Annotated in this window: 19 protein-coding genes and 1 tRNA gene; 8 read left to right on the top strand and 12 right to left on the bottom strand. The window is 71.5% G+C overall.

All coding sequences use genetic code 11. The annotated features are described in order from the left end of the window. Window positions 1-127: 127 nt before the first annotated feature. Both V6V89_RS21810 and V6V89_RS21805 read right to left on the bottom strand, forming a co-directional pair. Window positions 128-204 (bottom strand) — tRNA-Pro (locus tag V6V89_RS21810). Between the two features lie 57 nt (window positions 205-261). Beyond that, window positions 262-1,155, bottom strand: a complete 894-nt coding sequence (locus tag V6V89_RS21805) for a metallophosphoesterase (RefSeq protein ID WP_334621048.1) — start codon at window positions 1,153-1,155, stop codon at window positions 262-264. 25 nt (window positions 1,156-1,180) lie between these two features. On the opposite strand from V6V89_RS21805, the gene V6V89_RS21800 reads away from it, so the two are divergent. Then, on the top strand, window positions 1,181-1,636 hold the full coding sequence (locus V6V89_RS21800; RefSeq protein WP_334621047.1) for a GatB/YqeY domain-containing protein: 456 nt from the start codon (window positions 1,181-1,183) through the stop codon (window positions 1,634-1,636). A gap of 48 nt (window positions 1,637-1,684) precedes the next feature. Here V6V89_RS21800 and V6V89_RS21795 read toward each other — a convergent pair whose 3' ends face one another. Beyond that, window positions 1,685-4,111 carry a penicillin-binding protein gene (locus tag V6V89_RS21795; protein ID WP_334621058.1) on the bottom strand — a complete coding sequence of 809 codons (2,427 nt, stop codon included), beginning with the start codon at window positions 4,109-4,111 and terminating at the stop codon, window positions 1,685-1,687. 418 nt (window positions 4,112-4,529) lie between these two features. Between V6V89_RS21795 and V6V89_RS21790 the strand changes: the two genes are divergently transcribed. After that, window positions 4,530-4,820, top strand: a complete 291-nt coding sequence (locus V6V89_RS21790; RefSeq protein WP_265247998.1) for a WhiB family transcriptional regulator — start codon at window positions 4,530-4,532, stop codon at window positions 4,818-4,820. Here V6V89_RS21790 and V6V89_RS21785 read toward each other — a convergent pair. From V6V89_RS21785 to V6V89_RS21775, 3 genes are all read right to left on the bottom strand, one after another. Beyond that, the gene (locus V6V89_RS21785; RefSeq protein ID WP_334621045.1) at window positions 4,807-5,970 is read right to left on the bottom strand and encodes an ArsA family ATPase; all 1,164 of its coding nucleotides are present in this window, start codon (window positions 5,968-5,970) and stop codon (window positions 4,807-4,809) included. The two genes, V6V89_RS21790 and V6V89_RS21785, sit on opposite strands and share 14 nt — an antisense overlap. Beyond that, window positions 5,967-6,926: an ArsA-related P-loop ATPase gene (locus V6V89_RS21780; RefSeq protein ID WP_334621044.1), complete on the bottom strand. Its 960-nt coding sequence runs from the start codon at window positions 6,924-6,926 to the stop codon at window positions 5,967-5,969. Before V6V89_RS21780 ends, V6V89_RS21785 begins: the two co-directional genes overlap by 4 nt. Window positions 6,927-7,016: 90 nt before the next feature. Then, entirely contained in the window at window positions 7,017-7,847 is an 831-nt protein-coding gene (locus V6V89_RS21775; protein ID WP_334621042.1) for an Rv0361 family membrane protein, read from the bottom strand. A 97-nt stretch (window positions 7,848-7,944) separates the two neighbouring features. Between V6V89_RS21775 and V6V89_RS21770 the strand changes: the two genes are divergently transcribed. From V6V89_RS21770 to V6V89_RS21745, 6 genes are all read left to right on the top strand, one after another. Continuing rightward, a complete protein-coding gene (locus V6V89_RS21770; RefSeq protein ID WP_334621041.1) occupies window positions 7,945-8,103 on the top strand; it encodes a hypothetical protein in 159 nt (52 codons plus the stop codon). Further along, window positions 8,103-8,561, top strand: coding sequence for a RidA family protein (locus tag V6V89_RS21765; protein ID WP_334621040.1), 459 nt, complete (start codon window positions 8,103-8,105; stop codon window positions 8,559-8,561). Before V6V89_RS21770 ends, V6V89_RS21765 begins: the two co-directional genes overlap by 1 nt. Window positions 8,562-8,633: 72 nt before the next feature. After that, on the top strand, window positions 8,634-9,467 hold the full coding sequence (locus V6V89_RS21760; RefSeq protein ID WP_334621038.1) for an MBL fold metallo-hydrolase: 834 nt from the start codon (window positions 8,634-8,636) through the stop codon (window positions 9,465-9,467). Beyond that, complete coding sequence (locus tag V6V89_RS21755; RefSeq protein ID WP_334621057.1) at window positions 9,464-13,075, top strand: adenylate/guanylate cyclase domain-containing protein; 3,612 nt, start codon at window positions 9,464-9,466, stop codon at window positions 13,073-13,075. Before V6V89_RS21760 ends, V6V89_RS21755 begins: the two co-directional genes overlap by 4 nt. 111 nt (window positions 13,076-13,186) lie before the next feature. Beyond that, the gene (locus tag V6V89_RS21750; protein ID WP_334621037.1) at window positions 13,187-14,662 is read left to right on the top strand and encodes a protein kinase domain-containing protein; all 1,476 of its coding nucleotides are present in this window, start codon (window positions 13,187-13,189) and stop codon (window positions 14,660-14,662) included. A 69-nt stretch (window positions 14,663-14,731) separates the two neighbouring features. Further along, entirely contained in the window at window positions 14,732-15,424 is a 693-nt protein-coding gene (locus tag V6V89_RS21745) for a hypothetical protein (RefSeq protein WP_334621035.1), read from the top strand. On the opposite strand, the gene V6V89_RS21740 is transcribed toward V6V89_RS21745, so the two are convergent. From V6V89_RS21740 to V6V89_RS21715, 6 genes are read right to left on the bottom strand one after another with little or no spacing between them, the layout of a single operon-like run. Next, the gene (locus V6V89_RS21740) at window positions 15,416-16,567 is read right to left on the bottom strand and encodes an acyl-CoA dehydrogenase family protein (protein WP_334621034.1); all 1,152 of its coding nucleotides are present in this window, start codon (window positions 16,565-16,567) and stop codon (window positions 15,416-15,418) included. The genes V6V89_RS21745 and V6V89_RS21740 overlap by 9 nt on opposite strands. Window positions 16,568-16,574: 7 nt before the next feature. Beyond that, window positions 16,575-18,599 carry an acetyl/propionyl/methylcrotonyl-CoA carboxylase subunit alpha gene (locus V6V89_RS21735; RefSeq protein ID WP_334621033.1) on the bottom strand — a complete coding sequence of 675 codons (2,025 nt, stop codon included), beginning with the start codon at window positions 18,597-18,599 and terminating at the stop codon, window positions 16,575-16,577. 12 nt (window positions 18,600-18,611) lie between these two features. Beyond that, the gene (locus V6V89_RS21730) at window positions 18,612-20,210 is read right to left on the bottom strand and encodes an acyl-CoA carboxylase subunit beta (protein WP_334621031.1); all 1,599 of its coding nucleotides are present in this window, start codon (window positions 20,208-20,210) and stop codon (window positions 18,612-18,614) included. Window positions 20,211-20,213: 3 nt separating this feature from the next. Then, window positions 20,214-21,845: an acyclic terpene utilization AtuA family protein gene (locus V6V89_RS21725; RefSeq protein ID WP_442935196.1), complete on the bottom strand. Its 1,632-nt coding sequence runs from the start codon at window positions 21,843-21,845 to the stop codon at window positions 20,214-20,216. A gap of 56 nt (window positions 21,846-21,901) precedes the next feature. Next, on the bottom strand, window positions 21,902-22,696 hold the full coding sequence (locus tag V6V89_RS21720) for a TIGR03084 family metal-binding protein (protein ID WP_334621029.1): 795 nt from the start codon (window positions 22,694-22,696) through the stop codon (window positions 21,902-21,904). 15 nt (window positions 22,697-22,711) lie between these two features. Further along, window positions 22,712-23,362, bottom strand: coding sequence for a TetR/AcrR family transcriptional regulator (locus tag V6V89_RS21715; protein ID WP_442935194.1), 651 nt, complete (start codon window positions 23,360-23,362; stop codon window positions 22,712-22,714). Between the last annotated feature and the right edge of the window lie 103 nt (window positions 23,363-23,465).

Raw genomic sequence — 23,465 nt, 5'->3', positions numbered from 1 at the left:
AGCGACGCCACCACGAGTTTCACCCACCTGCGGGTGGCCCGAAGGGCCAGGGTTTCTTGATCGGTGGTAGAGGCAATGGGTGGAAAGCGTTGAGGGCTATCTTCCAGCGGAAGATAGCCCTCAAATCTGGTCGGGGTGGCCGGATTCGAACCGACGACCTCTTCGTCCCGAACGAAGCGCGCTACCAAGCTGCGCCACACCCCGAGGCATGCCCGCGTAATAGTAGCCGACAGCCCTGGGGGGACAAACTCGGTATCCCGCCTACCGTGGGATCAAGGTCAAGATGCTGGCCTCGGGCCGGCAGGCGAAACGGACGGGTGCGGTCGGGTGGGTGCCGATGCCGGCCGTCACGTGGAGCCAGGAGTCGGAGCCGGGCCACCGGAACAGGCCGCGCGCCATCGAGCGGGGTAGGTCGCAGTTGGTCACGAGGGCGCCGACGAACGGTACGCAGACCTGGCCGCCGTGGGTGTGGCCCGCGAGCAGAATGTCGAAGCCGTCGCCGGACATGGCGTCGAGGATGTACGGCTCGGGAGAGTGGGTCAGGCCGACCCGCAGGTCGGCCTCGCGGGATGCGGGACCGGCCACGAGTTCGTACTCGTCGCGACCGACGTGCGGGTCGTCGACGCCGATGAGTTCGACCAGGCGGCCGCCGGCCTTGAGGGAGGTGCGGGCGTTGTTGAGGTCTACCCAGCCGGCGCCGACGAGGACGTCCCGCAGTTCCTCCGTGGGCAGGACGGCACCTTGGCGGTACTCCCGGTCGGGGAAGAAGTAGCTGAACGGGTTTTTCCAGACCGGGCCCTTGTAGTCGTTGGAGCCGAAGACGAAGGCGCCTGGGTAGTCGAGCAGCGGTTCGAGCGCGCGTAGGGCACCGGGCACAGCGGCTGGGTGGGCGAGGTTGTCGCCGGTCACCACCACGAGATCGGGGTCGGTGGCGGCCAGGGAGGCCACCCAGTCCTGTTTGCGTCGCTGGTTGGGGGTCATGTGCATGTCGGACAGGTGCAGGATGCGCAGCGGCTCGGCATCGGGAGCGAGCACGGGCACGTCGTACCGCCGAAGCGTGAACATGTTTCGCTCGATGAGCGACGCGTACGCCAGCGTGGTGGCGCCAGCGGCGGCGGTGCCCGCGGCAATTGAAAAGAGAGTGCGCTTCCGCATGGGGCCCAGAGTAGTTTGACCCACCATGAGCACGCTCAAGGACACCATTACCACCGACATGCGCGCCGCGTTGAAGGCGCGCGACGAGCTCACCACGTCGACGCTTCGGATGGCGTTGGCGGCCATCGGCGCGGCCGAGGTCGCGGGCACCGCCAAGCGGGCGCTCTCGGACGAGGAGGTGCTCGCCGTGCTCACCAGGGAGGCGAAGAAGCGCCGGGAGGCGGCCACCGCGTTCGCGGAGGCGGGGCGGGCGGAGCAGGCGGCGAAGGAGAACGCCGAGGGGGACGTGCTGGGGCGGTACCTGCCGAAGCAGCTCGACGACGCCGAGTTGGCCGGCATCGTCGCGGAGGCGCTGGCCGGTGGTGGGTTCAGCGGCAAGGCGCAGATGGGGCCGGCGATGAAGGCGGCGCAGGCCGCCGTGGCCGGGCGTGCCGAGGGTGCCCGGGTAGCGGCGGAGGTCCGCCGCCAACTCGCCGTCTGAGAGCTGTCAAGGCTGCTGGCGGCCCGTGGAGGGCCGCCAGCGGGGGAGCTAGTTTCTAGGCGGCGGGAATATGTTGCCGCCGCCGCCTCGCCGGCCGGGTGGGGTGCTCTGGCCTGGCTGCGGGCCGCCCTTGCCGTTGCTGACCTGGATGATCACGATGCCGCCCTTGATGGTGCGGCCGTCAGGGCTGGTGCCGGCCGCGGTGTTGGCGGGGCAGGACGAGTTGACCGGAATGCGGTCGACCTCGACCTCGAAGCCGGCGTTGCGCAGACGGGACCGGGCGTCATCGATGGACTTGCACTTGACGTCCGGGATGCTGCGCTGGTCACCGTCGACGATCTTGCCGGACGGCGGCGTGAAGTTCTGCGAGGGTTTGCCCTTCATGGCGTCGCGTACGGTCTCCCACACCGCCGGGTTGACCTGGTCGTGCGAGAAGCGGTGCGAAGTCTGGGCCCAGTCCGGGTCGGTGATGATGCCAGCGACCATGAGCTGCTTGGTGCCGACAATCAGCGACGCGGTCTTCTCGCCGTCGGTGGTGCCGCTCTTACCCATGACCGGCTTGCCCACGATGCCGCGCACGCCCGGCGCGGTGCCGCCCGCGCACTTGGACGCCCCCGACCGGTCGCCGACCGGGCAGCGGGCCGCATCGACGGCGGCACGTGCGACCTCGGTCTTGATCCGCTGCTCGCACCGCGGGTTGGCGACGTCGAGCTTGTTGCCCTCCTGGTCGCGGATCTCCTGGACGGGGATCGGCTCGCAGTACTTGCCGTCGGCGGCGAGCGTGGCGTAGGCGTTCGCCATGTCGAGCGGTAGGGCGGAGGAGACGCCCAGGGTGAAAGCCCCCCACTGGTCGACGCCGCCCTCCTCGGTGGCCCGGCGCGCGTCGTCGGAGCTGAGGAACCGGACGCCCATCTTCTGGGCGGCCTTGACGACGTTGCCGGCGCCGGCGCGCTCCTCCAGCGGCACGAAGTACGTGTTGACCGAACGACCGAACGCGCTCCACATGTTGTGGACGCCGGCCATCGACTTCACCGCGTTCTGCGGGCAGTACTTGTTGGTGCCGGGGCACGCCGCGGGCGAGCCGTACTCGATGATGTACTTCGACTGGTACGTCTCTTTGGCGTTGATGGTGTATTCGAGCGGATAGCCCTTTTCGAGCGCCGCCACCATCGTAAAGACCTTGAACGTAGAGCCGAACTGGTAGCCATGGATGCCGCCGCCACCGGTCATCAGCGGGTTGGTCGTGTTCGGGTACGTGCCGCGGATCTTCTTCTTGGCCTTCGCCGGGTTGGTGGAGATCTTGTTCTGGGGGCGCTCAGGGTCGTCGAGCTTGAACGTGCGGTTGACGGCGAGCGCCCGAACCCGGCCGCTGCCAGGCTCGATGCCCGCGACCATCAGGGCGTGCTTGTTGCCCGTCTTGAGGTGCTTCTCGACGTTCTTCTTGGCCGCGTCCTGGGTCCTCGCGTCGAGCGATGTGACGATCTGGTACCCGCCGCTCTTGAGCCGCCGCTCGCGGTCGTACGTGGTGGCGCCGAACGTTTCCTGCTCCATCCACCAGCGGTAGAAGTAGTCGCAGAAGAATCCCCAGTGGTTCTTGCTGGCCGCCACGCAGCCGTTCGGCGTGCGCTTGTCCTTGACCTTCAGCTCGACCGCCTTGGCGGCCGTCGCCTGCTCGGGCGTGATGGCTTTGGTTTCGACCATGTTGTCGATGACGTAGTTGCGGCGATCGAGTGCCTGCGGGTGCCCGGCCGGTGTGGTGGGGTCGTACGCCGAGGGCGCCTTTACCATGCCGGCGAGCAACGCGGCCTCTTCGATCTTCAGCTCCTTCGGGTGCTTGCCGAAGTAGACCTGGCTGGCGGCGAACACCCCGTACGCGCCGCCACCGAAGGGCGCGGTGTTGAGGTAGCGCTCCAGGATCTCGTCCTTGGACATTTCCTTGTCGAGTTGGAGCGCGTACTTCATTTCGCGGAACTTGCGAGCGTTGGTGTCCTCCGTCGCGGCGACGACGTCCTGCGGGTGGGTCGCCGAGTACGCGATGAGCATGCGCACGAGCTGCATGGTGAGCGTCGAGGCGCCCTGCGTGGTCGTGCCGGCCTGGTTGTTGGCCACGAAGGCGCGCGCGATGCCCTTGGCGTCGACGCCGTTGTGCGTGCGGAAGTTGTGGTCTTCGGCCGCGATGATCGCCTCTTGCATGATCGGCGCGACGTCCTTGAGCGGGACGTCGCGCCGGTTCTCGTCGTACATCGTGGCGATGAGGGTCTTGCCGTCGGATGCGTAGACGTAGGAGATCTGCGGGGGCCGCTTGACGGTCAGCTCGCTGGGCAATCTGTCGAACGTCTCGGCGCCGGCCTTGGCCGCCAGACCCGACATCGCAACCGCCGGAAACGCGGCCGCGGCAACCACGACGCCCGCCAACAATCCGCAGATCAGCAGCGATGCGGCGTTGGTCAGCAGGTTGTGGTCACGCTTCCGCATCCAGGTCACCCCGTCAGGGTACGTGAGAGGTCCACGAGGGGCAGACCCCAGGAAAGTCCTACGACTTTCGGGCATGTCCTGCGGGCGCTGGCCTCGTTGTGCTAGACGCACGACCCCCTGCGTGCGGATGCGTTCTCCTGATGTTGAGTTTGACCCCTTCGCGGGACACTTGACGTGAGTTTTCGCAGATCGCCGCCGGGTATCCATGATCCGGACGCTCGGGAACCGTCCGCGATGTCCGGTTCGATGGATTTGCCAGACAACGTTGCGTAATCGTACGACTACAGAGCATGATGGTCCGGCGAGTATTGCACGTGCACTTGCTGGACTCGGGGGGTGGACAGCAAGTGTCCGGGGGGAGTTCCCGACCGGGCATTGGTGTGGACAGTCGGGAAGCGGAACTGCAAGGGGGGACGGGATGATCACAGACTGGCCGAGCATGGCAGCGTGCCAGAACGGGGACCCTGATGCACTTTTCGTGCAGGGGGCCGAGCAGAACGTTGCGAAGCGGATCTGTCGCAGTTGTCCAGTGCGCTACGAGTGCCTGGCGGATGCGCTGGACAATCGCATCGAGTTCGGTGTGTGGGGTGGCATGACCGAACGCGAGAGGCGCGCTCTGTTGCGGCGGCACCCGCACGTGGGGAGCTGGCGGAAAATGTTCGAGGCGGCCATGCGTGACAAGGAGAAGGTCCTGGTCACCGCCGGCTGAGGGCGTCACCTACCGTACGCAGCCCGTCGACGTCGTGGATGTCGGCGGGCTGCGCGGTTACCTCGACCGTCGGTACGCCAGGGAAGGCCTCCGTGAACACGGCCGCCACGCTCTGCTCGCGTGCCGTCTGCTGAGCCAGCGCCGCGTGTACCCGCAGCGCTTCGGCGGTGGCCTCGTGGCCACCGAGCTCGTCGAGCTCGGCCGCCGCGGCCAGGCTGCGCTCCGCGGACAGTTCCACCGCCGTGTGGTGTACCCGGTTGAGCACCAGCCCAGCCAGTGGCATGCGCTCCTCGCTCAGGCGGCGCGCGAAGAACGCGGCCTCCCGGACCGCGTCGGGCTCTGGCGCCGCGACCAGCACGAACGCCGTCTCTCCGGCCTGGAGTATCCGGTAAGTCTGCTCGGCCCGCTGCCTGAAGCCGCCGAACATGGAGTCGAGCGCCGCGACGAACCCGGACAGGTCGGTCAGCAGCTGCGCCCCGATGATTTTCTGCACGACCTTGGTGAACACGTTGAACGACGCCGTCACCAGCGTGAACATGCTGCGGCCACCGGCACGGGCGGGCGCCAGCAGGAGGCGGAGCATCCGGCCGTCGAGGAACCGGGCGAGCCGGGCCGGCGCGTCGAGGAAGTCGAGCGCCGAGCGCGACGGCGGCGTGTCGACCACGATCAGGTCCCACTCGCCGCGCGCGTGCAGCTGACCCAGCTTCTCCATGGCCATGTACTCCTGCGTGCCGGAGAAGGTGGAGCTCATCGCCTGATAGAAGGGATTCGCGAAGATCTCGGCGGCGCGGTCCGGGTCCGTGTGGGTGAGCACGACCTCGTCGAAGGTCCGCTTCATGTCGAGCATCATGGCGTGCAGCTCGCCGCCCGTCTCGCCAGCGTCGATCTCCTTGACCTGCCGGGGGGTGTTGTCCAGCTCGGTCAGGCCCAACGACTGGGCGAGCCGGCGCGCCGGGTCGATCGTCAGTACGACCGTGCGGCGCCCGTGATGCTCGGCGGCGCGTAGCGCTAGCGCGGCAGCCGTGGTCGTCTTGCCGACCCCGCCCGAGCCGCAGCAGACCACGATCCGCACGCTGGGGTCCGCGAGGATGCGGTCCACGTCGAGCGAGGGCACCGGTCGAGCGTATCCGGATCTCGCCGGCCCGCTCATCGCGGTGTGAGCAGGGCCGCGGTCAACTTGCCCAGGCTCGCGCGGTCGACGCCTTCAGGCAGCAAGGGCAGCTCCACCATCGGGCGCCCTAGCTCCGCCAGCTCCAGCCGCAGCGACTCTTCCATCGCCCGGCGGGTCTGGTGGGCCTTCGCCTCGGCGTGCAGACCGGCGACCACGCCTCGTTCGGTCGGCAGGCCCACGGCGGCCAGCCCGCGCCGCAGCTCTGCCTGGGTGACCCGTGCGTCGGCGAGCAGCGGCGGCCGGGTGGCGTTGACGATCAGCTTGCCGATCGGGATGCCCAGGGCGGTCAGCTCGTTGATCGCGTCGACCGTCTCCTGTACCGGCATCTCCTCCAGCAGCGTCACCACGTGTACCGCGGTGATGGGCGAGCGCAGGAGCGCGGCGACACCCTCGCTCTGGGTCTTGATGGGCCCCATCTTGGCGAGCCGCGCGGTCTCGGCGGTCACGTTCAGGAAGCGGCCGATGCGGCCGGTTGGCGGCGCGTCGAGGACCACCGCGTGGTACACCCGGCGCCCCTCGGCGGTGCGGGTGGTGGCCTCCTTGACCTTGCCGGTGAGCAGGACGTCGCGCATGCCCGGCGCGATCGTCGTGGCGAAGTCGATCGCGCCGACCTTGCGCAGTGCCCGGCCGGCCGCGCCCAGCTTGTAGAAGAGGTCCAGGTACTCCAGCAGCGCCAGCTCGGCGTCGACCGCGAGCGCGCGCACCTCGCCACCGCCGTCGGCCGAGGCTATGCGGCGCTCCTCGTACGGCAGCGGCTCGGTCTCGAACAGCTCGGCGATGCCCTGGCGACCCTCGACCTCGACCAGCAGGGTGCGCTTGCCGCCCGCTGCCAGGCCGAGAGCCAGCGCGGCGGCCACGCTCGTCTTGCCGGTGCCGCCCTTACCCGTGACGACGTGCAGCCGCGCGGGCCACGCCGCACTCGGGTCGCTGGTCACCATCGCTCCCGGTAGGAGCCGTGGCCGACCACGACGGCGCTCGACCCGAAGTCCGGTTTGGGTTGCACGCTCCGAGCGTAGTCCGATCCGTTATGAAGCGACCTCGCAGACGAACCAGCCGGTCTTCTGCACCACGGTGAAGGTGAGCTGCTGCTCGGAGATCTTCTCGTCGGACGTGGTCATCGTGACCTTCACGGAGACCTTCGCGCTCTCCGCGTCCTGGTTGTCGACCTTCGGCTCGTCCCACTTGTACCGCGGGCTCTGGTACTTCGTGGCCTGGTTCTTAACCTCGTCGACCTTCTTCTTGATCTCGGCCTCGTCGCGCGACTCGGCACACACTAGATCGGTCGCTTTGTCGGGATCCTGGTCGTTGTAGACCGCCTTCAGGAATTCCTGCACGGCGGCCGCCGGCTCGGCCTGGCCGGGGTTGGGCTCGGTGTTGCGCAGCAGCAGGACCGCGCCGGTGATGCCGCCTCCGCAGAGCACCACGGCGACCGCCGCCACGACCGCGGCGATGATCAGACCGGTGCGCTTCTTCGGCGGGCCGGGCACCGGCCCGCCGGGATAGGCGGGGTAGCCGGACACCGGCTGCGGTGGGTACGGCTGAGCGGAGACCGGTTGAGGCGGGTACGGCTGGCCGGAGGTGGGCTGCTGCGGGTAGGGCTGCCCCGAGACCGGCTGCGGCGTGTACGGCGAGCCGGAGGTCGGCGCGTACGGCTGGCCCGAGGTCGGCTGGGCGTGGTACGGCGGGCTCGACGTCGGCTGCCCGTACTGCGGCTGGTAGGGGCCGTAGTTGGGCGGTGGCGAGGTGGGCGCCGGGGTCGGCTGCGCGGGTGGGGCGGCGTACGGGTCGACCGGCGGCGGGTAGCCAGGCTGACCCTCCGGCGGCTGATTGGCGCCGCCGTACGGCGGTTGCGTCATGGTCTCCCCCACAGGCCCGCGATCGTGTGCCCGTCAGGGTAACGCTCCGGGGCACGCGGTGGGCGACCGTGGTCCAGGGGCACGTTAGGGTGCCGGCATGCAGAAGTGGGAGTACGCCACCGTGCCGCTGCTGGTGCACGCGACCAAGCAGATCCTCGACAACTGGGGTGAGGACGGCTGGGAACTGGTGGCCGTGGTGCCGGGGCCCAACCCCGAGCAGCTCGTCGCGTACCTCAAGCGCCCCAGGGCGGCGTGATGGCCGATCCGTACGCGAAGCTCGCGGAGCTCGGGCTCACCCTGCCGCAGGTCGCAGCGCCGGTCGCGGCCTACGTGCCGGCCGTGCAGTCCGGCAAGTTGGTGTACGTCTCCGGGCAGGTGCCGATCGCCGAGGGCAAGGTGCTGGCCACCGGCAAGGTCGGAGCCGGGATCTCTCCCGAGCAGGCCAAAGACCTGGCGGAGCGATGTGCGCTCAACGCCCTGGCCGCCATCGACTCGCTCGTCGGCCTGGAAAACGTGGTCAAGATCGTCAAGGTGACCGGGTTCGTGGCGTCGGCCGATGGGTTCACCGGCCAGCCAGGTGTGATCAACGGGGCGTCGGAGCTGTTCGGCGCGGTGTTCGGCGAGGCCGGCCAGCACGCGCGCAGCGCGGTGGGCGTCGCGGAGCTGCCGCTGGGCGTGCCCGTCGAGGTCGACGTCATCGTCGAGGTCGCCTGATCGCCGCACGACCGGCGCGAGCGGAGCGAGCGCCAACCAGCGTTGTCATACAACCGCCGTACCATCGCTGGCATGGTGGGGCATGTCACGGCGCCGGCGGGGGCGCTGGCTGACGAGGCGCCGGGCTGGGTGACGCTTATCCGCGCGCCCAACCCGGGCGTGATGACGCTCGACGGCACCAACACCTGGATCCTGCGCGTGCCTGGTGAGGAGCACGCGGTGGTGATCGACCCGGGGCCGCTCGACGACGGGCACCTGGATGCTGTCGCCGCGCACGCGCCGGTCGGTTTCGTCCTGATCACGCACGGGCATCCCGATCACGTCGAGGGCGCCCGGGCCCTGTCCGAGCGCTTGGGCGGCTGCGGTGTGATCGCGGCCAGCCGGGAGCACTGCATCGGGGTCGAGCCGCTCGACACCGATGAGAGCCTGGGCGGCTTCGGCTTGGACATCCGCGCGGTGTCGACGCCCGGGCACACCCGCGACTCGGTCTGCTTCGAGATCGAGGCGGGTGGCGAGCGGGCCGTCTTCACCGGCGACACGATCCTGGGCCGGGGCACCACCGTGGTCGCCTGGCCCGACGGCGACCTGGGTGACTACCTGGCGAGCTTGGAGCGACTTTCGGCGTACGAGGGAGTGCCGGCGCTGCCGGGGCACGGGCCGGCGCTGGCCGACTGCGCCGCCGCGGCCCGGTTCTACCTGGCGCACCGCAAGGCCCGGCTCGAGCAGGTACGACAGGCCGTAGTCGAGGGGGCACGCAGCGCGCCCGATGTCGTGGCAAAGGTCTATGCCGACGTCGACCGCTCGCTGTGGCCGGCGGCCGAATGGTCGGTACGGGCCCAACTGGCGTATCTCGGGGTCGCCGACGGGGAATCGGATTCCGGCCAAGTGTGGTTGGACTCACCGTGACCTGCCCGGTGTGCGGCACCGTCGCGGTGCCCAACGCGCGCTTCTGCCACAACTGTGGTGCCGCGCTGCCCGCAGCCGCCACGCTGCCCGCCGCCGAGCGTCGGGTCGTGACCGTGCTGTTCGGCGACCTTTCCGACTTCACGTCCTGGTCCGAAGACCTCGACCCGGAGCGGGTCGGCGCTGTCACCGACCGGGTGCTGGCGGCGCTGGCCGGGGCGGTCAAGACCTTCGGTGGGCACGTCGACAAGCTCACCGGCGACGGAATCATGGCGGTCTTCGGCGCGCCCGTGGCCCACGAAGACGACGCCGAGCGGGCGGTGCGCGCGGCTCTCAGCATGCAGCGCGCGGTCCGCCGGGTGCTCGACGACGAGCGCGGCGGCGGCGCCCCGCTCGGGCTTCGGGTCGGGCTCAACACCGGCGACGTGGTCGCCGGCATCCAGGCCTCGATCGAGTACACGGTCATCGGCGACACGGTCAACACGGCGGCCCGGCTCGCCGACGCGGCCGCCGTCGGTGCGGTGTACGCGGGCGCCAGCACCTCCAGCGCGACCCGGCGGGTGGCCTCGTGGCGCGAGCTCCGGCCGCTGCGCCTCAAAGGCAAGCGCGAGCCGGTGCAGGCATACGAGCTGCTGGGGCTGCACGACGCACCCGGCACGCGGTCGGGCCTCGGCGACGAGGCGCCGTTCGTCGGGCGGGACGCCGAGATCGGGCGGCTCGCGGGCCGGCTCGCCGAGGTCATCGAGAGCGAGCAGCCGCGAGTGCTCGTATTGACCGCCGAGGCGGGCATCGGCAAGACCCGGTTCGCGGGCGAGGCCGAGCGGTTCGCCGCCGGATACGACGTCGGCGCCGGCCGGTACGCGGCGCGCACGGGTGCCCGGGTGCTGTCGGTGCGCTGTGCCGCGTTCGGCGAGCGCCGCCGGCTGGCCCCGCTCGCCGACCTCGTGCGCACGGCCATCGGCCTGCCCCGCGACGCGGCCACGGCGGTCACCCGCACGGTTGCCGAGGAGCGGCTCAAGCGGCTCGGCCAGCGACTGGCCCGGTCGCAGCCGGATGCCGAGGCCCCGCCGATCGCCGTCGAGCTGCTGCTGACGCTGATGGGGTACGGGGAGATGCCGACCGCCCACGGCGTCCCCGCCGGCGTGGCGGAGTGGAGCCCCGACGGGCCAGGGCCCGACGCGCAGGCGATGCCGGTGGCGGTGGCGCAGCTGCTCACCGCGCTGGCCGGCGAGACGCCACTGCTGGTGATCGTCGACGACCTGCACGACGCCACGCCCGAGACGGTCGACGCGCTGGGCGTGACCCTCGCGCGCCTGAGCGGCCCGGTGCTGGTGCTGCTGCTGGGGCGCCCCGAGCTGGTCCGCACCGCGGGCGCGCTGACCCGGCTCTCCGAGGCGGAGGCGCACACCTTGCCACCGCTGCGGGGCTCCGACGCGGCCCGGCTCCTGACGTCTTACCTGGGCGGTGGCAAGCTGCCGCAGCCCGACACCGACCGGCTGCTCGCCACCGCCCAGGGCAACGCGTTCTACCTGGCCGAGCTGGTCACGCTTCTGATGGAGCGTGGCGCGCTGACCCCGGCCGGCCGGGGCGGCGGGATGTGGCGGCTCGCGCCCGGCTCGCTGGGCACCCGGCTGCTCTCCCGTGACCTCGCCGCCGTGCTGGCTGCCCGCATCGACGCGCTTCCGGCCGACGCGCGGGGAGTCCTCCGCGACGCCGCGGTCATCGGCGACACGGTGCCCGGCGGCACCCTGGAGGCGCTACGCGAGCGGGGCAGCGGACGGTCGGGCCGCCCGACGGCGGTAGCGGCCGTCGAGCTTGAACGCGCCGTCGACGAGCTGCTCCAGCGCCGGATGCTGCGGCGCACCCGCGACGGATACGCGTTCCCCACCCCGCTGATGCGCGAGGCGGCGTACGCCGGCATCGGCAAGGCCGACCTTGCCGAGCGGCACGCCGCGCTGGCCCAGTGGGCCGCGCCCGCCAACGGCGCCGTGCACGCCCATCGCATCGGCGGGTTCGGCGGGATGTCGGCGGCCGACCGCGACGCGTTCATCGCCGATCACGTCGAGGCGGCGGCGGCGCTCGCCGACGCGGTCAGCCTGCGACCCGACGCGTCCGCCCGCACCGTCATGCCGCTCGGTGTCGCCGCCCTGGGACGGGCCGCCCGGCGCTCGCTGGCGCAGGGCGAGCCGACCCTCGCCGTCGAGCACGCCGAGCGCGCCGCCCGGTTGGCCCGTGACGGGCTGCCCGGCGCCGACCGGCTCGTGCTCGCACGCGCCCTGCTCCAGACCGGCCGCTCGGGCGACGCCTTGGCGTACGCCGAGAAGATCGCCGCGAACTCCGGTGACGACGCCGCGTGCAGGGCGGGCGCGCTGCTGGTCATCGGCCGCGCGCATCGGGTGCTCGGCGAGCCGGCGCGGGCTCGGCAGGCCTGGCAGGAGTCCCTGCAGGTGGCCACAGAAGCGGGGCTGCCCGGCCCGCGCGCCGAGGCGATGCGGCGGCTCGGCATGGCCGACTACCTGCGCGGGCGGCTGGCCCAGGCGAGCAGCCGGTTCGCCGGGGCGTACCAGGTCGACCTGGCCGCCGGCGACCGGCTCGGTCAGGCCTGGTCGCTGCAGGACCTTGCCTGGGTGACCACCACGCGGGGCGACTTTGCCGGCACCGACGCGGTCCTCGGGCGTGCCGCCCGGCTCTTCGCGGAGCTGGGCGACCCGACGGGGCGGGCGTGGTTGCGCGGCACGACGGCGTTCGCGCGGCTGCTCGCCGGCCGGCTGGCCGAGGCTCGCCGGCTGGCCCGCGTGTTCCTGCCGTTCGGCGAGCGCGTCGGCGAGGCGTGGGCGGTGGGCACGCTGCGCGCGGTCGAGGCGTTCGCCGCAGCGGAGATGGGCGACCTGACCGAGGCCGACCGGGAGGCCCGCCAGGCCTACCGGGAGTTCGACGCCGCGCAAGACGACTGGGGGCGCGGGTTCGCCCTCGTGGTGCGGGGCGCGATCGCGCGAGGGCTGGGCGAGCCGGAGCACGCGATCGACCTGCTCACCGACGCTCTTGGATACGCGGAGCGGATCGCGCACCCGCTGCTGACGGGCATTGCCGGCACGATGCGCGGGTTCGTGGCGCTGGAGCGTGGCGACGCCGCTGGCGCGGAGTGCGACGCGCAGGCCGTGATCACCAGCGTCGAGCCGCACAATCCGCTCGCGCCGGCGCAGGTGGGGCCGCGGGTGCTGCTGGCCCGGGCGCGGCTGCTGTCCGGCGACACGGCCACCGCGGTGGGGCTGCTCGCACCGATCGCCACCACGGCGAAGGGGCCGGCACTGCTCTTCTCGCGGCGGCAGGCGCTGGCCAGTTATGCGGCCGCGCTGCTGGCCAATGGGCGGCCGGAGCAGGCGCTCGACTGGGCCAGGCGGGCGATCGCGGTGCCGGCGGAAGACGTGCGCAGCTGCGTGACGGCCTCCGAGGTACTGGCCGAGGCGCTGGCCGCCACCGGCCAGCACGACGAGGCGGTGGCGGCAGCCGACGAGGCGGTCCGGCTGGCGTACTCTACGCAGCGGCTCGGCGAGCGTGCCGGCGCAGACGCCGTCCGCGAACGCCTGGCCGGCGTGCAGACGGCGCCATGACTGAGCTAACTGGCGTTCGGGCGGCGTGCCCTCACAGGCCCCTTCGCTTGGCGGCGGCTGCGGGCGGCGGTGCCTGACCGGTCGCGCGCTGTCTTCGGTACCTTCTTACGCGTGACCGACACCCGTCCTGGCGCGCTTCCGCTACCGGTTGTGCCGGGTCTGTCTGAATTGTCGGTCTTAGCCCGTGGGGGATACGCGACCGTCTACCGCGCCACCCAGGTCTCGGTGGCCCGTGAGGTCGCCGTCAAGGTGGAGAACCGCACCCTCGACAACGAGCGCGACCAGCGCCGTTTCCTGCGCGAGGCGCGCGCCGCCGGGCGGATGTCGTCCCACCCGCACGTCGTCGACCTCTTCGACGCTGGTGTGACCGCCGACCAGCACCCCTACCTGATCATGGAGCTGTGCGACGGCTCGTACGCCGAGCGCATGCGCAAGTCGCCGCTCACCCCCGCCGAGGCGCGCGAGGTCGGCGTGAAGATCGCCGACGCGCTGGCCGACGCCCACCAGCTCGGCGTCCTGCACCGCGACGTCAAGCCGGCCAACATCCTGTTAAGCCGGTTCGGCGAGCCGGCGCTGGCCGACTTCGGGCTCGCGATCCTCGCCGAGACCCGAGACTCGTCGGTGACCCTCGAGGTGCTCACGCCGGCCTACGCGCCGCCGGAGATGTTCCGGCACAGCGCACCCTCGCCGGCCGTCGACGTGTACGCCCTCTGCGCCACCTTGTACGCGGTGATGCGCGGCAAGCCGCCGCGCTGGCACGAAGACCGAAACCCGAGCCTGATCACGCTGGTGGAGCTCTTCAACCAGCCCGTTCCGGACCTGCCCGGCACGCCACCGGCCCTGATGGAGCTCCTGCGCCACGGGATGTCCAACGATCCCACCGCGCGGCCCTCGGCCGCGGAGCTGCGCGACTCGCTGGCCGAGGTGTCGCTGGCACCCGCTCACGCGCCGCCGCGGAAGCCCAGCGGGCAGGGCGTGTACGTCTCGCGCAACTACTCGCCGCCCACGCCCGCCCAGGGCGACGACAGCACGCCGACCGTGCCGTCGAAGCGCGGGCGGGGGCGCCTACGGTGGTGGCTTGCCGGCCTGGCCGCGCTGGTGGTGGCGCTGACGGTAGCGGCGGGCACCTGGTATGCCGTGGGCAACCCAGATCCGACGGCCTCGCCCACCGCCACGCCCACGAGTGAGCCCGTCATCGCGGCCACCTCGCTGTCGGCGGGTGGCGCGCTCCCTGGCTGCCTGGTGCCGCTGAACGGCGGGCGCTGCCCGCAGGCCGAGGAGTGCTACGGACCGGTCAGCACCACCGGCGGCAGGGCCCGTGCCGAGCAGGTGCCCTGCACGCGCCGGCACACCTGGGAGACCTACGCGGTCGGTGACCTGCCGCCCGCCCTCGCCAGCGCCGGCCTCGCCAAGATCAAGGCCGATCCCGCCGTGCGCGCGCTGTGCAGCCGGTTCACGTTCTCGCAGACGACACTGATCTTCAGCCCCGAGGGCTGGAAGTTCGAGGTGCTGCCCGGTGAGGGCGATTTCCGGTGTCTCGCGGGCAAGGGGACCGATGCGCTGACTGGTCACACACTCAGTCGCTGAGACCGTTGATCCAAATCCGCAGCTCATACGTATGTCACCCTGCGGAGAACGTCTGCGTGGGGAGCCGCTGTGCCCGGGTTACGACGTCTGTTCGCGGTTCGCAAGCCGACCGCGGTCGAAGTGCTGCCCTGGATACCGACGCTGTTCGGCGTCGCGTTGATGATCGGGCTCATGGTGATCTCGATCGTGCTGTCGCTCCGGCCGGATTCGGCCGGCGACTCGACAGCGGCTGAGCCGGGTGCGCTGCCGCCCCCGATCGAGTTCGCCGTGCCGGACGATCCGGAGCCCACCGCGCCACCACCCTCGACGCCCGCGGTGACGCCGTCCGCTTCGGTCGTGCCCACGCGCCCTGCCGCGCCGGTGCGCACCACGCCCGGCCGCGAGACGCCACCCGACCCGGAGGAGAAGTCGCCGCCTGCCGTCCCGCAACCACCGCAGACCACCGTCACCGGCCGCTACCAGGTGCTCGACTCGTTCGGCGACTCGTTCATCGGCGAGGTGCTGGTGTCGAACAGGGAGAGCAGCCCGCAGCACTGGACGGTGCGGCTGCGGTTCCCATCGAACGTGGGCAACCTGCGTACGTTCTGGGTGGAAGGCGCGCCGCAGGGCTCGATGCGGCGCTCCGGCGACACCTACATCTTCACCAGCGGGGTGCCGGTGAACGGGAGGAGCTCCGTTCCCCTGCGGTTCCACTACGACCGCGTCGGCAGCGGCGACACCCCGTCGTCGTGCACGGTCAACGGCGCCACCTGCTCAATATGAGCGCGGCTGGTCCAAGACGTGCTGGGCCACGAAGTTCAGGATCATCTCGCGGCTGACCGGGGCGATCCGGCCGGCCCGCACCGCGCCGAGCAGCGTCGCCACGCCGTACTCCGTCGTCATGCCGTTCCCGCCGTGCACCTGGATGGCCGTGTCCACGGCCAGCGCCGCCGCCTCCGCCGACGCGTACTTCGCCATGTTGGCCGCGACGCCTGCCTCCAGGTCGCGCCCGGCGTCGTACAGGGTCGCCGCCTTGGCGATCATCAGCCTGGCCAGGTCGACCTGCACCGTGGCGTGCGCCAGCGGATGCGCGACAGCCTGGTGCGTCCCGATCGGCCTGCCCCAGACCTGCCGGGTGGACGCGTATGCGCTGGCCCGCCCGAGGGCGTACCGGGCGGTGCCGGCGCCCATGGCGGCGACCGTGATCCGCTCTGGGTTGAGCCCGGCGAACAGCGCGGGCAGGCCCGCCTCGACGCCACCGATCAACGCTTCGGCCGGCACCCGCACGTCGTCCAGGTACAGCAGCCACTGGTTTTCCGGCGACACGATCTCCATGTCCAGTTTGGACTTCGTGAGGCCGGGCGCGTCGACCGGTGCGAGGAAGAGCGCGGGGTGGAGCCGGTCGCCACTCGCGACGCGGGCAACCACCAGCACGTACGCCGACTCCTCGACGCCGGAGATGAAGCACTTTCGACCGGAGATCAGCCAGTCGTCGCCGTCCCGCCGGGCGACGGTGCCGAGCTTGTGGAAGTTCGACCCCGCCTCCGGTTCGGTGATCGCGAACGCGACCTTCAGCGACCCGTCGGCGAATCCCGGCAGGTAGCGGCTCCGCTGCTCGTCGGTGCCGTGCCGGGCGATCACGGTGGCCACGATGGCCGGCGAGACCACGAGAAGCAGCAGCGGGCAGCCCGCCGCGGCCAGCTCTTCGCAGACGATGGCCAGCTCGGTGATGCCGCCGCCACCGCCGCCGTACTCCTCGGGGACGCTCACGCCGAGGTACCCGAGCTTGCCGGCCTCGTCCCACAGCTCTGTGGTGTACTGGCCCGCTTTCGCCTTGGCCACGAAGTAGTCGTGGCCGTAGCGGCGGCCAAGGGCCGCCACGGCGTCGCGGAGATCGGACTGTTGAGGGGTGAGATCGAAGTCCACAGTAGACCTACTCGGGGGTGAGGACCGCCAGTATCGTTCCGGTGTCGACCTGTGCGCCGGCGCTCACGGGGATCGAGGTGACGACGCCAGCGGCCGGTGCGTGTACGGGGTGTTCCAACTTCATCGCTTCGAGGGTCATGAGCAACTCGCCGGCGTCGACCCGCTGGCCGGGCACCACGAGCACCCGGCTGACGGCGCCGGGCAGCGGTGCGAGGAGTGAGCCGTCGGTCAGATCGGCCGCCGGCTCGGGAAAGCGTGGCAGCTCGGCGAGGGTGACCGAGCCTTCCGGGCTATCCACGTAGGAGGCGGCGCCCACGCGGTGCACCCGGAACGTGAGCCGGATGCCGGCGAGGTCGAGCACCACGCGGTGCGGTTCGGCGCTGACGATAGCCACCGCCGGGTGGTCGTTGGTCACCGGTGCCTGGCCGAGGCCGGCCAGATCGAGCTCCTCCGGATCGACGGCGCGGACCCACCAGCTCGCGAGGTCGCCGGTGCGGTGCAGCCGGTACCCGACCTCAACCGGCCCGGCCGGCCCGTTGTAGACGGTGGTCTGCGCGCCGGACGGCACGTTGCGCCATCCTGACGGCAGCGAGTGCAACACGGTGGCGTCCGCCCGGCGGGCCGCCGCACCAGCCAACGCGGCCGCGAGGCACGACACGCGAACCGCGTCCACAGAGGACAGCAGCGGCGCGAAGACCTCGGTGTACCGGTCGAGGAAGCCGGTGTCGATGTCGCCGGACCGGTACGCCTGGTGGCGCAGGACGCGCACCAGCAGATCGCGGTTGGTGGCGAGGCCGTGGATCTCGCTACGGGTCAGCGCCGAGGCGAGGGCGCGTGCTGCCTCGTGCCGGGTAGGCGCCCAGGCGATCAGCTTGGCGAGCGTCGAGTCGTAGTGCACGCCGATGACGGAACCGTCCCGCACGCCGGAGTCGAGCCGCAGGCCCGGCTGGGACAGCGCCCGGAACTCGCCGGTCACCTCGGGCACCCGGAACCGGTGCAGCGTGCCGGTCGCGGGCATCCAGGCGGATGCCGGGTCCTCCGCGCACAGCCGTACCTCGATGGCGTGGCCGCGGATTGGCGGCGCGCTGCCTGTCAACCGCAGGGGCAGCCCTTCGGCCACGAGGAGCTGGAGCTGCACCAGGTCCACACCGGACACGCACTCGGTGACGCCGTGTTCGACCTGGAGCCTGGTGTTCATCTCCAGGAAGTAGAACTCGCCGTCCGGCGTGAGCAGGAACTCCACGGTGCCGGCGCCGACGTACCCGACCGCGCGGGTGGCCGCCACCGCTGCGCTGCACAGGTCCTCGCGCATCTGCGGGGTGACCGCGGGCGACGGCGTCTCCTCGATGAGCTTCTGGTGCCGGCGCTGGATCGAGCACTCGCGCTCGCCGAACGGCACGATGTTGCCGTGCGTGTCTGCGAAGATCTGCACCTCGACGTGGCGGGCGCGCTCGACGTACTTCTCGCAGAAGACCGTGCCGTCGCCGAACGCGCCGGCTGCCTCGCGCCGTGCGGACGCCACCGCCTCGGCGAGCGACTCGGCTTCGCGGACGATGCGCATGCCGCGGCCGCCGCCGCCCGCGGACGCCTTGACCATCACCGGGAACTCGGTGACCTGCTCCGGATCGAGGTACGTGGGCAGTATCGGCACGCCCGCGTCACCCAGCCGCGCCTTAGCCTCGATCTTGGAGCCCATCAGCTGGATCACCTTGGCCGGCGGGCCGACCCAGGTGAGTCCGGCGTCGGCCACCGCGGCGGCGAAGTCCGCGTTTTCGGCCAGAAAGCCGTACCCGGGGTGCACGGCGTCCGCGCCCGTCTTGCGGGCCGCGGCCACGATCAGGTCGCCGCGCAGGTATGTAGCGGTCGGTGCGTTGCCAGGCAGGTGTACCGCGTAGTCCGCCTCGGCGACGTGTGGCGCGTCGGCGTCCGCGTCCGAGTAGACGGCGACCGTCTCGATGCCGATCAGCCGGCACGTCGCGAAGATCCTGCGCGCGATCTCACCGCGGTTGGCCACCAGGAGTCGTCGGATCATTGTGGCCACCCCTCACATCCGGAAGACGCCGAACCCGGCGGCGCCCTCGATCGGTCCACTGTGGATCGCAGACAGGCTGAGCCCGAGCACCGTCCGGGTGTCGCGCGGGTCGATGACGCCGTCGTCGTACAGCCGGCCGGAGAGGAACAGCGCCGCCGACTCGGTCTCGATCTGCCGCTCGACCATGGCGCGCATCGCCTTGTCGGCGTCCTCGTCGTACGGCTGGCCCTTGGCCTCGGCCGCCTGCCGGGCCACGATCGACAGCACGCCGGCCAGCTGCGCCGGGCCCATCACGGCCGACTTCGCGTTCGGCCAGCTGAACAGGAAGCGCGGGTCGTACGCCCGGCCGCACATGCCGTAGTTGCCGGCACCGTACGACGCGCCGAGGTTGACGGTCAGGTGCGGCACCCTCGAGTTGGCGACCGCGTTGATCATCAGGGCGCCGTGCTTGATGATGCCGCGCTGCTCGTACTCCGCGCCGACCATGTATCCGGTCGTGTTCTGCAGGAACAGCAGCGGCGTGGTGGAGGCGTTCGCGAGCTGGATGAACTGGGCCGCCTTCTGCGACTCCTCGGAGAAGAGCACGCCGCGCGCGTTGGCCAGCACGCCGATCGGGTACCCGTGCAGCTCACCCCAGCCGGTGACCAGCGCGGTGCCGTACCCCGGCTTGAACTCGTCGAACTCGCTGCCGTCCAGTACCCGTGCGAGGACCTCGCGCGGGTCGAACGGCACCTTGAGGTCGGCGCTTGCGATGGCGATCAGATCTTCCGGGTCGTGCTTGGGCGGCGCGGGCAGCGAGTTGCGCGGGCCGGACGCCTTGCGCCAGTTGAGGCGGCGCACGCACCGGCGCGCGAGGCGGATGCCGTCGCGCTCGTCCTCCGCGATGAAGTCGGCGAGCCCGGACCGGGTCGCGTGCATCGCCGCACCACCCAGCGACTCGTCGTCGGTGATCTCGCCCGTCGCCATGCGCACCAGCGGCGGCCCGGCCAGGAACACCTTGGCCTGGTTGCGCACCATGACCGTGTAGTCCGACATGCCGGGCACGTACGCGCCACCGGCGGTCGCGTTGCCGAAGACCACGCTGATCGTGGGGATGCCCGCGGCGGACAGCCGGGTCAGGTCGCGGAACACCCGGCCGCCGGGAATGAAGATCTCGGCCTGGCTGGGCAGGTCGGCGCCGCCGGACTCGACCAGGTTGACCAGGGGCAGGCGGTTCGCCAGCGCGATCTCGCCGGCCCGCTGGGTCTTCCTGAGGGCGTACGGGTTGACGGCTCCGCCCCGCACGGTCGGGTCGTTCGCGACGATCACGCACTCGACGCCTTCGACCACGCCGATGCCGGTAACCACGCTCCCGCCGACCGGATAGTCGGTGCCCCACGCGGCGACGCTCGACAGTTCGAGGAACGGGGCGTCCTGGTCGACCAGCAGCTCTATCCGTTCCCGCGGCAACAGCTTGCCCCTGGCGTGGTGACGGGTCACGTACTTCTCGCCGCCACCCCCACGGGCACTGTCGAGCGCGGCCTCCAGGTCCGCGAGCCGCTCCAGCATCACGGCCCGGTTTTCCAGGTACGACGCGGTGCGCGGGTCGATGGTGGTGTCCAGGACGGCCATGGCTCAGACCCCCATCTGGTTCGCGTTGATTTCGGACGCGCGCGCCGGCCCAGTCGTACGCCGCGCCACCTCCGTAACGAGCGGCTCGCCCGCGGCGACACGGGACAGATCCGCTATCCGGGCACGCAACAGTTCGCCCAACCCCTTGGCCTGCGGATCCACCTGGGCGGGCGGTGCCAGCAGACCGCGTATCAAGAAGTTGACCGCCCGCAGGTTGGGCAGCTCATACCGTTCCACGGGCAGACCAGCGGTTTCGGGCAGAAGCTCGGCGAACCGGTCGACGGTCAGCCAGCCGCGCAGCCGGGTGTAATCCTCGTCGGAGCGCACCCAAACGCCGACGTTGGCGTCCGTGCCCTTGTCACCCGACCGGGTGCCCACCTCGCGGGGCGGCGACCCCCGCGAGGGGCCGCCCGGAACGTTCGCCGCCTCTGGAGGCGCGGCGGTAACCGTGGGTGGGGAGATCGCTGTCCGTGCCCCGTCGGGGTGGAGGGCCACGTGCTCGCGCTGGGGCACCGCGTCGGCCGTGAAGATCCCGTAGGGCGTGGCGTCGGTGGGTGGCGTGGTGAGAAAGCAGCCCGGGTAGGAGGCCAGGGCCAGCTCGACCGCGGCCGTCGAGAACATCCGGCCGGCCCGCTTGGGATCGGCGTCGTGGATCTGCGCCCGCAGCAACGCGCCGTCGTCGGTACGCGTCAGCGTGAACGCCAGCCCGTCGATGCCGACCGCGGCTTCGAGCTGGGCACGCACGAGTGCCGCCTTGGCGTCGATGTCGAGCCCGACCAGTACGAACGTCATCGCGTTGCGGAAACCGCCGAGCGTGTTGACGCCGACCTTGAGGGTGGGAGGCGGGGGCGAGCCCCGGACCCCGGTGACGCGCACCCGGTCTGGACCGTCGGGCGCCAGCGTGATCGAGTCGAGGTGGGTCACCACGTCCGGCCCGAGGTACGCCGGCCCGCCCACCTCGTACACCAGCTGCGCGGTCACGGTGTCGACGGTGACCGCGCCGCCGGTGCCGGGGTGCTTGGTGATCACACTGGATCCGTCGGCGTGCACCTCGGCGATCGGGAAGCCCGGCCGCCGGCCGCCGTCGGGCAGCTCGGTGAAGAAGCTGAAGTTGCCACCGGTGGCCTGTGCCCCGCACTCCAGCACGTGGCCGGCGACGGTGGCGCCCGCCAGCGCGTCGAAGTCGGTGCGTCCCCAGCCGAAGTGCGCGATCGCCGGCCCCACCACCAGGGACGCGTCGGTGACCCGGCCGGTCACCACGACGTCCGCCCCGGCCTTCAGGCACGACGCGATGCCGAACGCGCCCAGGTACGCGTTGGCTGTCAGCGCCGCCGAGTGGGCACCCTCGCGCTCGGTGGCGTCGCCGGCGACGTACCCGATGTGCGCGTGGAGGCCGAGCCGCGTGGCGAGCGAGCCGAGCGCGGCTGCCAACCCCTCCGGGTTGAGCCCACCGGCGTTGGTCACGACGCGGATGCCGCGGTCGAGCGCGGTGCCGAGGCACTGCTCCATCTGCCGCAGGAAGGTGCGGGCGTACCCGAGCGACGGGTCCTTCAGGCGGTCCCGTCCGAGGATCAGCATGGTCAGCTCGGCCAGGTAGTCGCCGGTCAGCACGTCGAGCGGGCCGCCGTCGAGCATCTCCCGCCACGCGGCGAAGCGGTCGCCGTAGAAGCCGGACGCGTTGCCGATGCGGATCACGGCAGGCTCTGCTGGCCGGCTGGTCGACGGCCGGTGCCTGGAGGACCGGCGAAGGCCTGTGCGATGTCGAGCCACTCGTCGGCGACCGGACCGGTGGCCATCAGGGCCAGGTCGGCGCGGTGTCGGCGCTGCGTGACGAGCAGGCAGAAGTCGAGCGCCGGGCCGGTCACCCGGTCGGCGGCGTCGGCGGGACCGTACGTCCAGAGGCCGTCGGGCCCGACCAGCTCGACCCGGACCGGCGCCTCGGGGGCCGGGCGGCCGTGACTGCGGAAGCTGTGGGCGAGGGTGCGGAAGCCGAGGTGCGCCACGTGCCGCAGGCGTGGGGTCGGCACCTTGCGATGGCCGAGCGTGTCCGCGATGTCCTGGCCGTGCGCGAACGTCTCCATGATCCGTGCGGTCGCCATCGACGCCGCCGACATCTCGGTGCCGTACCAGGGCAGCCGCGTGCCCGGTGGCGTCGCCTTGAGCGCGTCGGCGAGTGCCGCCCGGCCGGTGCGCCAGCGGGCCAGCAGCTCGGGCGTCGGCGCCAGGAACTCCTCGGCGCCGCGGTCGATGAAGTGGTCAGGGTCGGTCGCGGCATAGGCGAGCGAGGCGTAGAACGCATCGACGTCGGTGGCTGCCAGCAGCGCGATGTGGTCGGTCCACGTGAGGTGGGCGATCTGGTGCGCGATGGTCCAGCCGTCGGCGGGCGTCAGCCGGGTCCAGTGCGCGTCCGGCAGCGGACCGACCCGGGCGTCCAAGTCGGCCGACTCGTCGGCGAGGTCGGCGAGCAGTCCGCCGAGGTCGGCCATGGGCGTCGTCTCCTCTCAGAGAATGTGTGAGCGGCTTAGAGGCGCGCGAGCCGCCGAGCCGTAGGCGAGGCCGGGAAGCGCGGCCAGCTGTTTTTTCCAGACCGTGAGCAGTGCCTGGCGGCGGGCCGTGTCGTCGGAGAGCAGGTTGGCCACGCCGAGCCCGCGCAGCAGGTCGAGGGTGGCCTGAACGGCTTCCCGTACGCCGGGCGCGCGCTCGTCGGCGCCGAGCAGGTCGACCGCGAGCCGGTGCATCTCCCGGCCAACGCGGGCTTCGAGCGGGATGAGCGCCGCCCGCAGGTCGGGGTCGGTGCGGGCGGCCACCCACACCTCCAGGGCGGCCACGTAGAGCGGGCCGGTGAACGCCGCGGCCAGCATGTCGACGACCCGGTCGAGCCGTTGCGGACCGGCGGGCAGGAGGGCCGCCTCCTGCCGGATCTCCGCGGCGCGCCGCTCGGCCAGGTGCTCGACCGCGGCCATCACCAACTCGGACTTGGTGGGGTAGTGGTGCAGCTGGGCACCGCGCGAGACGCCGGCCCGTGCCGCGACAACGGTCGTCGTGGTGCCCGACCAGCCGCGCTCGACGAGGCACTCCACGGTGGACTCCAGAAGGCGGGCCTGAGTGGCGCGGCTGCGCTCCTGTTGAGGGGTACGAACCGACACACCCACAGCCTGCCCTCGTCAAAACAAACAGTCAAGCCTGCTTGTTTTCACGCTGGGCGTACGCGCGGATACGGGGTGGCAGGGCTGATCGTGGCGCCCCGCCGGGCAC

This window comes from Micromonospora sp. CPCC 206061 (genome assembly GCF_036906915.1).
GTDB lineage: Bacteria > Actinomycetota > Actinomycetes > Mycobacteriales > Micromonosporaceae > Phytohabitans.
The sequence above is the reverse complement of the archived record's forward strand: the minus strand, read 5'-3'. Positions and strand labels throughout refer to the sequence as shown.

Excerpts from the sequence above, each read along its gene's own strand:
- V6V89_RS21775 (WP_334621042.1), bottom strand. The coding sequence starts at position 7,847 with ATGACGCAACCGCCGTACGGCGGCGCCAATCAGCCGCCGGAGGGTCAG.
- V6V89_RS21720 (WP_334621029.1), bottom strand. The coding sequence starts at position 22,696 with ATGGCCGACCTCGGCGGACTGCTCGCCGACCTCGCCGACGAGTCGGCC.
- V6V89_RS21795 (WP_334621058.1), bottom strand. The coding sequence starts at position 4,111 with ATGCGGAAGCGTGACCACAACCTGCTGACCAACGCCGCATCGCTGCTG.
- V6V89_RS21725 (WP_442935196.1), bottom strand. The coding sequence starts at position 21,845 with ATGCTCGACGGCGGCCCGCTCGACGTGCTGACCGGCGACTACCTGGCC.
- V6V89_RS21765 (WP_334621040.1), top strand. The coding sequence starts at position 8,103 with ATGGCCGATCCGTACGCGAAGCTCGCGGAGCTCGGGCTCACCCTGCCG.
- V6V89_RS21785 (WP_334621045.1), bottom strand. The coding sequence starts at position 5,970 with ATGAGCGGGCCGGCGAGATCCGGATACGCTCGACCGGTGCCCTCGCTC.
- V6V89_RS21760 (WP_334621038.1), top strand. The coding sequence starts at position 8,634 with ATGGTGGGGCATGTCACGGCGCCGGCGGGGGCGCTGGCTGACGAGGCG.
- V6V89_RS21770 (WP_334621041.1), top strand. The coding sequence starts at position 7,945 with ATGCAGAAGTGGGAGTACGCCACCGTGCCGCTGCTGGTGCACGCGACC.
- V6V89_RS21800 (WP_334621047.1), top strand. The coding sequence starts at position 1,181 with ATGAGCACGCTCAAGGACACCATTACCACCGACATGCGCGCCGCGTTG.
- V6V89_RS21790 (WP_265247998.1), top strand. The coding sequence starts at position 4,530 with ATGATCACAGACTGGCCGAGCATGGCAGCGTGCCAGAACGGGGACCCT.
- V6V89_RS21730 (WP_334621031.1), bottom strand. The coding sequence starts at position 20,210 with ATGGCCGTCCTGGACACCACCATCGACCCGCGCACCGCGTCGTACCTG.
- V6V89_RS21805 (WP_334621048.1), bottom strand. The coding sequence starts at position 1,155 with ATGCGGAAGCGCACTCTCTTTTCAATTGCCGCGGGCACCGCCGCCGCT.
- V6V89_RS21735 (WP_334621033.1), bottom strand. The coding sequence starts at position 18,599 with ATGATCCGACGACTCCTGGTGGCCAACCGCGGTGAGATCGCGCGCAGG.